This window comes from Cupriavidus pauculus (assembly GCF_022179805.1).
GTDB classification, from domain to species: domain Bacteria; phylum Pseudomonadota; class Gammaproteobacteria; order Burkholderiales; family Burkholderiaceae; genus Cupriavidus; species Cupriavidus pauculus_E.
Genome location: NZ_BPUO01000009.1, coordinates 91,945 through 103,850, shown reverse-complemented (window position 1 = coordinate 103,850; position 11,906 = coordinate 91,945). Strand labels below are relative to the sequence as shown.

Genomic DNA, 11,906 nt, shown 5'->3' with positions numbered 1-11,906 from the left:
CCGCAGGCGTCAATGTTGAAAGGAGAGAGGCGAACCCATGTTAGAAATCGTTCTTAAACGCCTACTGGCAGCGATTCCAGTCATGTTGATCGTTGCCACAGTGGTGTTCCTTTTGCTGCGGCTCGCCCCAGGCGATCCAGCACGAGTCATTGCCGGAGATATGGCGAGCGAGGAAGCAATCGCGCAGATCCGGTCGGATATGGGCCTTGACCAGTCCATCGGTACCCAATACGTGCGCTGGATGACTGCGCTCGTGCAGGGCGATCTCGGCCATTCTATCCAGACCAAGCAAGACGTAACGTCGCTGATCAAGGCACGACTCGGCCCAACGTTTTCGTTGGCAGCATGGGCCATCCTGCTAACCATCGCTGCAGCTATTCCACTTGGCGTTTTGGCGGCGTGGCGGCATCGTGGCGTCGCTGATCGAGGCATCATGGCCGGCGCCGTGCTGGCGTTCTCCGTGCCCGCTTTCGTCGTCGGCTATTTGCTGATCCTGGTGTTCGCGGTGAAGCTGAACTGGCTGCCAGTGCAAGGGTACTCGCCGCTGGAGGATGGCGTTGGAGAATATGCGTCCCACCTGGTGCTCCCCACGTTTACGCTGGCGATGGTCTTTGTGGCCCTGATCACCCGCATCACCCGAGCGAGCATGCTGGATGTACTTGGTGAGGACTTCGTACGGACAGCGCGCGCCAAGGGCGTAACCGAACGCGTCGTGCTGTTTCGCCACGCCCTGAGAAATGCCGCCATTCCCATTGTGACGATCGTAGGCGTGGCGCTCACCACACTAATCAGTGGGGTCGTCGTCACCGAGACAATCTTCAACATCGCCGGTGTTGGTCGCCTGATCGTCGACTCGGTTCTGGCCCGTGACTACCCCGTAGTACAAGGAACGATTCTCTTTTTCTCGTTCATCTATGTCTTCATCAACTTGATGATCGACATGGCCTACGTCATGCTTGATCCGCGGATCCGGTATTGAATTACGCACGACCCGGAGATATCTGATGTCATCGCCTTCCGTATCCCATACTTCAGCCGGCGTGCCGCCCTCCCAACTGCGCCGTGCCGCTACTGCTGTGCTCAAAGACCCGGTGATGCTCGGCTCGCTATTGCTACTTCTGCTGCTCGTCGCAATCACGGTCGGTGCGCCACTGTTGGCCCAGCACGACCCAGGTGCGCTCACGCCGCGTGCCAGACTGAAATCCTCATCTGAGGTTTATTGGTTGGGCACGGACTCGCTTGGCCGAGACCTGCTTTCACGCGTACTCTATGGTGGCCGCCTCTCGATCACGCTAGCCGTACTTGTCAGCGCCATCTCCGTGGCATCAGGCCTGCTCGTCGGACTATCCGCTGGCTACGTTCGTCGTCTGGATGCCCCGGTCATGCGTCTAATGGACGGCATTATGGCGATTCCAGGACTGTTGCTGGCAGTGGCTATGGTCGCGTTGGGTGGGGCGAACATCGTGACGATGGTCACCGCCATCTCCATCCCTGAGATTCCGCGCATCGCTCGCCTCGTTCGCAGCGTAGTGCTCTCGGTACGTGAGGAGCCTTACGTGGAGGCATCGGTCGGCTCAGGCACACCCGCCTTAAGCGTGTTGTGGCGGCACATCATGCCAAGCACTATCAACCCCCTGGTCGTCCAAGCGACGTTCGTCTGCGCTGCGGCCATTCTGACCGAAGCCGTGCTTGGCTTTCTCGGCCTCGGTTTCCCCCCCGAAATTCCCAGCCTGGGCAGCATCATCGCCGAGGGACGGCCGTTCTTCCAGCGCGCACCATGGATCGTACTTTACCCAGGCGTGTTCCTCGCCCTGCTGATCCTCGCCGTCAATATGTTTGGCGACGCACTGCGCGACCGCCTCGATCCACGTCTGTCACGTAAGTCGAAGGGCTGAACCTATGAACGAAGCATCCCGCTCCCAGTCTGTGGTAGAAAACGCTTCGGCCAATGTTCCGGCCGCACCGATTCTCGACATCCGCAACCTCAAGGTTCGCCTGCCAGGCGGTGGCGATCGCCGGTATGCGGTGGATGACATCTCGCTCACGGTACACGCCCGTGAGATTGTGTGCATCGTGGGCGAATCCGGCCCGGGAAAATCAGTGACATCCAGCGCCGTCATGGGCCTCCTGCCTAAAGGCGTTCTCACGTTAGAAAGTGGCCGGATTCTCTTGGGCGGCCGCGATATCACTGACGCCGGACTTGATGAGTTGCAGAGGCTGCGCGGTGATCGCATGGCCATGATTTTCCAGGAACCGATGACCGCGCTCAATCCATTGATGCGCGTGGGCGACCAGATCGCGGAGGTGTTCGAGTTTCACGCGAAGACTTTGGACCGCGACGCCGTGTCCAGCCGCGTCCTGGCGCTACTAACAGATGTGCGGCTTCCCTCTCCAGAAAAGCTGCAGCATGCTTATCCGCACCAGTTATCAGGCGGCCAGCGTCAACGCGTGATGATTGCGATGGCCTTGGCCATGGAGCCAGGACTCATCATTGCCGACGAGCCAACTACAGCGCTTGACGTCACGTCTCAGGCCCAGGTACTCCGCCTGCTCAACGAGCTCCGTGGCCGCCACAATAACGGTGTGCTCTTCATCACCCACGACTTCGATGTTGTTGCAGAGATAGCCGACCGCGTCGTAGTGATGCAATCCGGGCGCATCGTCGAACAGGGTACGGCTGCCGACGTGCTGAATCGCCCGCGTCATCCTTATACCCAACGCCTGCTCGATGCTCGTCCACGCGGCGACTTTCGTGCTTTGGCACTGAAGCCGACCAACACACCTATCCTCGAGGTGAAAGCGCTGACATTGCGCTTCGAAACGAAGTCAATGTTCAGATCCAAGCGACGAAGCGTAGATGCGCTAGGCGGGGTGTCACTGAAGCTGGCGCGCGGCGAAACACTCGGCATTGTCGGAGAATCCGGATCGGGAAAAACCACGCTAGGACGTTGCCTGGCGCGCTTCGCTAAGCCCACCTCAGGGGCCATCTTGATTGACGGTCAGCCAGTCTCCACGCTACAAGCGGAGGATGCGCGCAGCTATTGCAAGCGCGTGCAAATGGTGTTCCAAGATCCATTCCGCTCTTTCAATCCGCGTCGCACCGTGGGACGTACGCTGTCAGAAGGACCCATGAATTTTGGTGCGGATGCTCGGGTCGTTCATGCGCGCATGCTCGAGATGCTTGACCTTGTGAGTATGGACGCCAGCGCCCTGAATCGCTTTCCGCACGAGTTTTCCGGCGGTCAGCGGCAGCGGTTGTCTATTGCACGCGCGTTGATGATGGAGCCTGAGATCCTTATCGCCGACGAAGCTGTTTCCGCGCTAGATGTTTCCGTACAGGCACAGATCCTGGATCTTCTCGAATCGATTCGCGAGCGCCTGGGGGTAAGCATGATCTTCATCACACACGACCTTCGGGTCGCTGCGCGACTATGCCACCGTATCGCGGTCATGCAGCGCGGCAAGGTGGTTGAAATAGGGGCGGCTCCGGACGTCTTCTTACGCCCTTCAAGTGACTACACTCGCGATCTCATCGCGTCGATTCCGGGCCAGTCTACAACCGGAGATGGCGGCGCTGCCAATTCCTCCTTTGAAACTGCGTCTCAGGTCGCGTAACAGCATCCATCAAGGAGCTGGTCTTCGTTCTGGCGGATGCGGCGCCTCGGTTAAGGCTTCCAACCCTACGGGGGTGAAGTTCGCTTGCTGATGACGCTGAAGGACGGCGCGTTGCAGGTCGCAGTTGATGCGGAAGTACGGGGAGCTACGGCTCCTCGTCTCGCTTTGGTGGTGAACCCCGATTCGGCGCGATTCCACCGTGTCGGTAGCAATCCTGGGTACGCCGCCAGCGACCTCATTGGCACGGCAGCACCAGGAAACAGAGTTAGACGTCGGTCCGGATGGACGGGGGCGATTCTTCGCTGAGAAGAATCGCGCCAGACATCATCGACACTCTCATGACTTCTGGTCAGTGCGCTGAGGGGAGCCAGTAATCGCCGCCGATCTGGCGTAAGGTATGTGCAGTCAGGCGACGGTGCCAAGAAGCGCCCACTCGGCAAGGAGGGGACGTATGATGCGGCATGATGAATGGCGCGAGCACATGGTCGCCACCGGCATCAAGCTGGTCGGAAACACGAACGCCTGTTTAGACGGCGAGCGGACGATGTGAGCCTGCGAATCGAGTTCGACATCCTCAAGATGTTGGCACGGCTAAACCTGGCCACGTCAACTCGTATCACCGGCGGAAGGAACTGTCGATGCCATCAAGCAGGCGAAGCAGGGCCGGCCAATCGTACAGTTCGCTGCCATCCGGCGTCTTGAATTGTCGGGCCACCTTCGCCGCAACGTCAGGCGAACACTCGAGGACCTCTGCACCTCCGGCTTGCGCTGCGATCTGCGCTTGGCAGGCACGCTCCAGATAATACATGGCGTCGAAGGCTTCGCGAATCGTATAACCTGCGGTCAGCAATCCGTGATTCCGCAGAATCATCGCGTTGTGCTGCCCCAAATCACGAACCAGCCGAGGCTGCTCCTCCTCATCTAGCGCCACACCTTCATAGTCATGATATGCGACGCCCTCGTAGAAGCGCATAGCGTGCTGAGACAGCATCAATAGGCCTCGCTTCTGCGCAGCCACACCGATTCCCGCCGCCGTATGCGTGTGAATAACGCAGTTCAACTGAGGCCTTGCACGGTGAATACAGCTGTGGATGATGAATCCGGCACGGTTGACCCCCATGCCGGTTTGATCATCCAGAACATTCCCATCATGGTCGACTTTCACGAGGCTCGACGCCGTGATCTCATGAAACATGAGTCCATAAGGATTGATCAGAAACGTATCCTTGGCGTCTGGCACACGCGCCGAAATGTGCGTGTAGATAAGATCGGTCATCCGATAATGCGCGAGCAAGCGATAGCACGCGGCCCGCGCCACGCGTTGATTCCACTCCTGATCGCTAACACTCTTCTCTACATGCGGATAAATGTGCGCCTCGATCACCGCCACTCCCTTGATATCTAGGCCAATCCCATTGGCCGCAGCATTACTGGATAGAGATGCCAACCGATTTGACCAGACGCTCTGTCTTGCCCGCATCCGAGCGAATCAGATTGGCAAATTCCTGAGCGTCGGCGTAGGTCACTTCAGTTCCCGTGTCGGTCATGCGCTTCCTCAAGTCCGGATCCGCAAGGCTCTTGGCCAGTGTATTGCGCAACTTTTCCTGAATTTCCTTCGGCGTCGCCTTGAGAACGGTCAGGCCGTACCATGGGTACATCTCGTAGTTCGGGTATCCCTGCTCAGCAATGGTGGGCACCGAAGGAAGGGCCCCCGAGCGTTTGGCCGTGGTGACAGCAAGCACTCGCATCTTGCCGGCCTTGATATGAGGCAAGCTCGATACGATCGTATCGAAATAGACGGACACGGACCCGCTCAGCAGCGCGGGAATGGCCTCGGCAGCCCCTTTGAAAGGAACATGAACCATGTCGATCCCTGCCATCTGCTTAAGCATCTCGGCGGCAAGATGCGAGGTTGTTCCTTGGCCAAACGACGCATAGTTCAACTTGCCTGGGTTGGCCTTCGCATACGCGACCAATTCGGCCAACGTTTTCACGGGCAAGGATGGATTGACAACCAGGACCAGAGGCTGAACCCCGATCAGCCCCAGTGGCTCGAAGTTCTCCGGGTTATAGGGCAGTTTTGCATACAGATACTTGTTGCTGACAAGTGTGCTGTTCGTCCCAAGAAAGACGGTATAGCCATCCGCCGGGGAGCCTGCTGCGTTCTGCGCGCCAATGATCCCTCCGGCGCCAGGGCGGTTTTCTACGACCACGGAACCGTGCAGTTCCGCAGCCATCTTCTCACCCAGAAAACGCGCGATACTATCGGTGCCCCCGCCCGCCGGAAACGAGACAACTAAGCGAATCGGGCGCGTCGGCCAGTTTTCGGTTGGTTGAGCATGGACATTGGGAGCAAGCGCCAACAGCAGAGCGCCGAGGAGGGAGATTGATTTGATCAAGCTTCGGGTCATATAACACACCATTGGTTTCAGACTCGGTAGCAGCTTGACGAGGGCACTAGTGCTCCCGTCAGAACGCGTTGCTGCCCCATCTCGACATCCAGCGCACTGCTGGATCACCGCGGCTGCCCTGGGTGAATCGGTCCGACACACCCAGGAAACGACACAGTCACCTCAATCAGCAACTTACATGCCAATGAAAATTTGTATATTAGTTTTCACGAGGACGAACGTACAGTAGGTATTTTCACTGCAATGATGCGGACATGCACCAGAGCGGCAACCGATGCGCCATGGCAGGGCGAGCCATGCCAGAGCCTCGGCAGAGGTCGCGCCATATAAAAGTCGTAAGAGAAAGTGAGCCAGAGGGCCGCGCAGCAGATGCGGGTTGGCTTGAGGAGATTGCGGAGAAGGCTGCCAGAAGCCTGGCGCCTTCCCATATCCGATGACGGCTAAAAGAGCGCCATCAGTACGACGGTGGAGTGACTACCCAGACTAGCTCAGCATTCGTAGCGCCCGGGTTGCGATACCGGTGCGGCGTACCACTTGGAAAACTAAAGCTGTCGCCCTCACCCAGAAGGTAATGCTGATCGCCCACCCAGAGTTCGAGTTCCCCCCGGATCAACACGCCTGCCTCATCGCCAGAGTGATGGTAGGCAGCGCCACTGTCAGCGCCTGGCTCCATCACCGACCAAATGAGTTCCAGCGGTCCGCTCAGATTCGGTGACATGAGAAAGTCCGCGATGCCTGAGGCGAAGGTAAGCTGGCGCCTCTGCGGCTTGCGGACAATCACCGTTCGCTCCATCGGATCTACAAATTCTCCCTGCGGGAAGAACCATCCGATCTGAACCCCCAAGACATGAGCGATGCCGTGCATGTCGCTGATTGACGGCACGCTGAGGCCCCGTTCGACCTGACTCAGAAAGCCGATAGATTTCCCGCAGCCTTTGGAAAGCGCCTGCAGGGACATACCTTTAGCCTTGCGAAGGCTCTTGATTTCCTCGCCAATCCAGCTCAGCGGCGTTTCAGGGGCCGGGCTATGTGCCGCGCCGGCCGTGCGCGTAGCCGACGCCTTCGACACGCCGTTTCCAGATCTCGATTTGGTTTGTGCCGTTGGGGACGGCATCGGGCTTTTCTTGCCCTTTATGTCAACACGTTTCATCGGCCGCAGTTTGATCCATCGAGCGATGGGGTCTTCACAACAGTGAAGCGCAATTCTACCGCACCCCCTTTGCCTGTCGCGGGACCGACGGCCTCTCCCACCTCGAACCGAGCCACCTGATGTTCATACACATGAAAATATGCTTGCCTTTTTTCACGACGGTAGTAGAGTCGTGTTGCGCGTTGGCTTCTGAGTCCAAAGCGGCCCCCTACTTACCCTTCAAGAATCATGCCTAATCACGCGAATGCCATCGCCCTTGAGTCCCGTCGTCGAGCTGCTTGCCCATCGGGTGTCGCTGTGCAGACCGACCGTTTCGTCCAACGCGCAGAGAACGCTGAAATCTGGGACGTAGAGGGCCGTCGTCTCGTCGACTTTGCTGGCGGCATCGCTGTCCTGGCAACCGGCCATCGGCACCCGAAAATCATTGACGCAGTCAAGCAACAACTTGACCTGTTCCACCACACCTGTTTCCAGGTCACGCCGTACGAAAACTACGTCACGCTCTGCGAGCGACTCAATGCACTGACGCCTGGCGCATTCGACAAGCGCACGGCATTGTTCACCACCGGTGCTGAGGCCGTCGAGAACGCGGTAAAGGTCGCTCGCGCGGCGACGGGGCGGTCCGCAATGATCGCGTTTTCCGGCGCATTTCACGGACGTACGATGATGGGCATGGCGTTGACCGGCAAGGTCAAGCCCTATAAAGCTGGCTTCGGGCCTGTCCCCGGCGAGGTTTGGCACGTGCCTTATCCGGCCCCAACGCTTGGCGTAACGGTCGAAGACAGCATCAAAGCCTTGGAGCACCTTTTCAAGGCAGACGTTGATCCTCAGCGCGTAGCCGGGATCATCATCGAACTGGTTCAGGGTGAAGGTGGCTTCTATGTGGCGCCAAAGGAGTTGCTGGTACGACTGCGCAAGATCTGCGACGAGCATGGAATCCTGCTGATCATCGACGAAGTCCAAACGGGCTTCGCCCGCACCGGTCGACTGTTTGCCCTTGAACACTATCCGGTGGAGGCCGATCTGATGACCATGGCCAAGAGCCTGGCGGGCGGCTTTCCGCTTTCGGCACTAACTGGCCGCGCAGCGTTGATGAACGCTGCAGCGCCGGGCGGTTTGGGCGGCACTTACGCTGGCAGCCCGCTTGCCGTCGCCGCCGCACTGGCCGTCATCGACGTGATCCAGGAAGAGCAGCTTGTGGAGCGTGCTCAGGCGCTTGGAGAGACCATGGTGGCACGACTCAAACGCATGCAGAAGACCATTCCACAGATCCAGGAGGTCCGCTCCCTCGGTGCCATGGTCGCCCTTGAATTCGCAGATCCCGAAACCGGAGAGCCCGCAGCGGATCTCGTCAAGCAGATCCAGCAGCGTGCTCTCGAGAAAGGCCTGCTTCTGCTGACCTGCGGTGTCAATGGCAATGTGATCCGCTTCCTCTTTCCGCTGACCGTGACGGACACCGTATTTCAGGAAGGCCTGGCGCTCCTGGAAGAATCGGTTCACGAAACCTGCCGAGCAGCCTGAGCGTCAAGAAGATCCGCACGACCCGAACCTATGTACAACATGTACCCCGATATCAAGCTGCTCATTAACGGCCAGTGGCGAGACGGCCGTGGCACAGCCTTGCCAGTCCTGAACCCCGCAACGGCCGAAACGTTGGGAAGCGTCGCCCACGCACACGCCGCGGACCTCGAGGAAGCCATCACAGCGGCTGACGCAGGCTTTCGTTTGTGGCGCGAGGTGTCCCCCCACGAACGAGGAAAGATTCTGCGCAAAGCCGCCGCTCTCATTCGTGAGCGGGCCCCGGAAATCGCCCGGCTTATGACGCTCGAACAAGGCAAGCCACTCGCCGAGTCCCAGGCCGAAACGTTGGCCGCCGTAGACCTCATTGAGTGGTTCGCCGAGGAAGGCAAGCGCACCTACGGCCGGGTTATTCCATCGCGCTCGCGCGATGTGACCCAACTTGTCGTCAGGGAGCCGGTGGGTGTGGTCGCCGCTTTCACGCCGTGGAACTTTCCTATTAACCAGGCCGTCCGAAAGGTATCTGCAGCGCTCGCATCCGGCTGCTCGGTCGTGCTCAAGGGCCCCGAGGAGACGCCGGCAAGCTGTGCAGAACTCGTCCGCGCTTACGCCGATGCCGGCGTGCCAGCGGGCGTGCTCAACCTAGTCTTCGGCAATCCCGCTGAGATCTCGTCGTACCTGATCAGTCATCCTTCGGTCCGTAAGGTTACGTTCACCGGATCCACAGAGATCGGCAAGCTCTTGGCTTCGCAAGCCGGTACGCACATGAAGCGCGCCACGATGGAGTTGGGCGGGCATGCGCCGGCCATCGTCTTCGCCGATGCAGATGTCGAGCGCGCAGCCAAATTGCTCTGTGCCTCAAAATTCCGAAACGCCGGCCAGGTTTGCGTTTCACCGACTCGGTTCCTGATCCAGGACAAGAGATTCGACGAGTTCGTGGAAGTGTTTGTGGCTGAAACGCGCAAGATCAAAGTCGGCAACGGCCTGGACAGCGGCACGACGATGGGGCCTCTGGCCAATACTCGACGTGTTGCCGCCATGGAGCGGTTGGTGAACGATGCCGTATCAAAAGGCGCAAAGATCGCCGTCGGCGGACAACGTATTGCCGGAGAGGGAAACTTCTTCGAGCCAACCGTGCTGATCGATGTGCCAGCGGATGCTGCCATCCTCCATGAGGAACCCTTTGGTCCGATCGCTCCCATCGTCCGGTTTGAAGATTTCGACGATGTCGTTGCAGAGGCGAATCGCTTGCCTTTTGGCCTTGCCGCATATGCATTTACTGGATCGGCAAAGATTGCGGGGGATCTGAGTGTGGCGTTGGAATGCGGCATGCTCTCCATCAACCATCACGGATTGGCACTGCCTGAAGTCCCCTTCGGCGGCGTGAAGGATTCCGGATATGGCTCCGAAGGCGGCTCGGAAGCGATGGAGCCGTACATGAACACGAAGTTCGTCACTCAACTGCGCGTCTAAGGTCGAATTGCATATGACTACACGTACTTCCACCAACGGCGCCAAGAGCCTCGTTAAGACCCTGCTCGCTTCCGGTGTCGACACCTGCTTCGCAAACCCTGGCACAAGCGAGATGCACTTTGTCGCCGCCTTGGACGAGACACCAGGAATGCAATGCGTACTGGGCTTGCAGGAAAACGTCGTCACGGGCATGGCCGATGGCTATTTCCGGATTGCCCGGAAGCCGGCGTGTACCCTGCTCCACTGCGGCCCCGGTCTGGCGAACGGTCTGGGAAACCTACACAATGCGCGTCGGGCTCGCAGTGGGATCGTCAATCTTGTCGGCGATCAGGCCACCTATCATCGTCAATATGACGCACCATTGACGAGCGACACAGACAGCCTCGCAAGATCGGTATCGAGCTGGGTGAGGACTTCGACCAACGCCCAGGACGTTGCGCGCGATGGTGCCGCCGCGGTACAGGCCGCGAATGCCTACCCTGGCAACATCGCCACGTTGATTCTCCCCTCGGACACTTGCTGGGACGAGGGAGCGATGACTGCTGATCCTCTGCCTAGTATCGCGCCGCCTCCGGTAGATCCCCATGCCGTAGAGAATGCTGCTCGCGTTCTCCGATCCCAGAAGAATGTCCTCATTTTGCTGGCCGGCAATGCGGTGTTAGGAGACGGCCAGACCCTTGCTTGGCGGATTGCGCAGGCGAGTGGCGCGACGGTCCGAGCGGATTTCATGACGTCGCATCTGCGTCGTGGGCGGGGGTGCATGCAACTTCAGCGCATTCCGTACAACACCGATCAAGCCGTCGAGTTCCTGAAGAATTTCGAGCACATTATCTTGGTGTCGGCGATACCGCCAGTGGCATTTTTTGCCTATCCCGGCAAGCCGTCTGTGCAATACCCTGCCAACACGCAACTTCATGTGCTCTGCCGCCCGGACCAGGATGCGGTCGCCGCGTTGGCGGTGCTCGCCGAGGCCATCAACGCACCGCTTCTTCCCGTACCAGACCCCGGAGAACGGCCGCAACCCGGCACCGGCGCACCCACATCCGAAGGCCTGGCGCAAACGCTCGCAGCACTGATGCCGCCCGACAGCATCGTTTCCGACGAAAGCATCAGCTACGGTAGAAGCTTCTATCAGTTCACGCACGCAGCCCCCGCGCACGATTGGCTTCACCTGGCGGGCGGCGCCATTGGCGACGGTTTGCCGGTTGCAACGGGTGCAGCCATCGCGGCAGGCGGCAAGCGTCGCGTCATCAGCCTTCAGGCCGATGGATCGGCGATGTATTCGCTGCAATCCCTGTGGACACAAGCACGCGAAAAGCTCCCTTGCACCACCATTATTCTCAATAACAGCAAGTACAACATCCTGATCAACGAATACAAGAGTGTCGGTGCGTCGCCGGGCGAGACAGCTATGCGGATGCTGGATCTCTCTAACCCGCAGCTTAACTGGGTCAAGCTCACCGAAGGGATGGGCGTAGAGGCTGCACCGGCCACCTCTTTGGAGCAGCTCAGCGAGCTTCTGAAAGAAAGCTTCGCGCGTTCCGCTCCGTTCCTCATTGACCTTCACATCTAGTCACTCACGAAGTCTCGCGCTGATTGGCTTCGCCAAACGAGAGATGCCAATCAGCACGAGCGCGTTGCGCTACAGCCGCTCCCAATCCTGCCTAGCTATTCGCGCCATCCTGCCCTTTGGCGGATATCTTTGCAGGCCTGCGTCTCTCACGTCCGGTACAGACGTG

9 protein-coding genes are annotated in these 11,906 nt (G+C 59.0%); 6 read left to right on the top strand and 3 right to left on the bottom strand.

Features of this window, described 5'->3' with window-relative positions; translation table 11 throughout:
- Window positions 1–37 precede the first annotated feature (37 nt).
- The 3 genes from MFF62_RS19795 to MFF62_RS19785 are packed head-to-tail and all read left to right on the top strand — an operon-like array spanning window position 38 to window position 3,615.
- Entirely contained in the window at window positions 38–979 is a 942-nt protein-coding gene (locus tag MFF62_RS19795; protein ID WP_238264836.1) for an ABC transporter permease, read from the top strand.
- Window positions 980–1,004: 25 nt separating this feature from the next.
- Window positions 1,005–1,895, top strand: a complete 891-nt coding sequence (locus MFF62_RS19790; protein ID WP_238264835.1) for an ABC transporter permease — start codon at window positions 1,005–1,007, stop codon at window positions 1,893–1,895.
- Between the two features lie 4 nt (window positions 1,896–1,899).
- Window positions 1,900–3,615: an ABC transporter ATP-binding protein gene (locus tag MFF62_RS19785; protein ID WP_238264834.1), complete on the top strand. Its 1,716-nt coding sequence runs from the start codon at window positions 1,900–1,902 to the stop codon at window positions 3,613–3,615.
- Window positions 3,616–4,231: 616 nt separating this feature from the next.
- On the opposite strand, the gene MFF62_RS19780 is transcribed toward MFF62_RS19785, so the two are convergent.
- The 3 genes from MFF62_RS19780 to MFF62_RS19770 all read right to left on the bottom strand — a co-directional run bounded on the left by MFF62_RS19780 (window position 4,232) and on the right by MFF62_RS19770 (window position 7,176).
- Window positions 4,232–4,999 (bottom strand): class II aldolase/adducin family protein, encoded by a 768-nt coding sequence (locus MFF62_RS19780; RefSeq protein WP_404990798.1) that lies wholly within the window; start codon window positions 4,997–4,999, stop codon window positions 4,232–4,234.
- Between the two features lie 43 nt (window positions 5,000–5,042).
- The gene (locus MFF62_RS19775; RefSeq protein ID WP_238264833.1) at window positions 5,043–6,026 is read right to left on the bottom strand and encodes a Bug family tripartite tricarboxylate transporter substrate binding protein; all 984 of its coding nucleotides are present in this window, start codon (window positions 6,024–6,026) and stop codon (window positions 5,043–5,045) included.
- Between the two features lie 454 nt (window positions 6,027–6,480).
- A complete protein-coding gene (locus MFF62_RS19770; RefSeq protein WP_238264832.1) occupies window positions 6,481–7,176 on the bottom strand; it encodes a cupin domain-containing protein in 696 nt (231 codons plus the stop codon).
- A gap of 228 nt (window positions 7,177–7,404) precedes the next feature.
- Here MFF62_RS19770 and gabT point away from each other — a divergent pair, with 228 nt between their 5' ends.
- The 3 genes from gabT to MFF62_RS19755 are packed head-to-tail and all read left to right on the top strand — an operon-like array spanning window position 7,405 to window position 11,740.
- The gene (gene gabT, locus MFF62_RS19765; protein WP_238264831.1) at window positions 7,405–8,697 is read left to right on the top strand and encodes a 4-aminobutyrate--2-oxoglutarate transaminase; all 1,293 of its coding nucleotides are present in this window, start codon (window positions 7,405–7,407) and stop codon (window positions 8,695–8,697) included.
- A 39-nt stretch (window positions 8,698–8,736) separates the two neighbouring features.
- A complete protein-coding gene (locus MFF62_RS19760) occupies window positions 8,737–10,167 on the top strand; it encodes an NAD-dependent succinate-semialdehyde dehydrogenase (RefSeq protein ID WP_238264964.1) in 1,431 nt (476 codons plus the stop codon).
- 13 nt (window positions 10,168–10,180) lie between these two features.
- Window positions 10,181–11,740, top strand: coding sequence for an acetolactate synthase large subunit (locus tag MFF62_RS19755; RefSeq protein ID WP_238264830.1), 1,560 nt, complete (start codon window positions 10,181–10,183; stop codon window positions 11,738–11,740).
- The last annotated feature ends 166 nt before the right edge of the window (window positions 11,741–11,906 follow it).

Bases quoted from the DNA above. Each gene is read 5' to 3' on its own strand.
- MFF62_RS19760 (WP_238264964.1), top strand. From the start codon at position 8,737: ATGTACCCCGATATCAAGCTGCTCATTAACGGCCAGTGGCGAGACGGC.
- MFF62_RS19785 (WP_238264834.1), top strand. From the start codon at position 1,900: ATGAACGAAGCATCCCGCTCCCAGTCTGTGGTAGAAAACGCTTCGGCC.
- MFF62_RS19790 (WP_238264835.1), top strand. From the start codon at position 1,005: ATGTCATCGCCTTCCGTATCCCATACTTCAGCCGGCGTGCCGCCCTCC.
- MFF62_RS19755 (WP_238264830.1), top strand. From the start codon at position 10,181: ATGACTACACGTACTTCCACCAACGGCGCCAAGAGCCTCGTTAAGACC.
- MFF62_RS19770 (WP_238264832.1), bottom strand. From the start codon at position 7,176: ATGAAACGTGTTGACATAAAGGGCAAGAAAAGCCCGATGCCGTCCCCA.
- MFF62_RS19795 (WP_238264836.1), top strand. From the start codon at position 38: ATGTTAGAAATCGTTCTTAAACGCCTACTGGCAGCGATTCCAGTCATG.
- gabT (WP_238264831.1), top strand. From the start codon at position 7,405: ATGCCTAATCACGCGAATGCCATCGCCCTTGAGTCCCGTCGTCGAGCT.
- MFF62_RS19775 (WP_238264833.1), bottom strand. From the start codon at position 6,026: ATGACCCGAAGCTTGATCAAATCAATCTCCCTCCTCGGCGCTCTGCTG.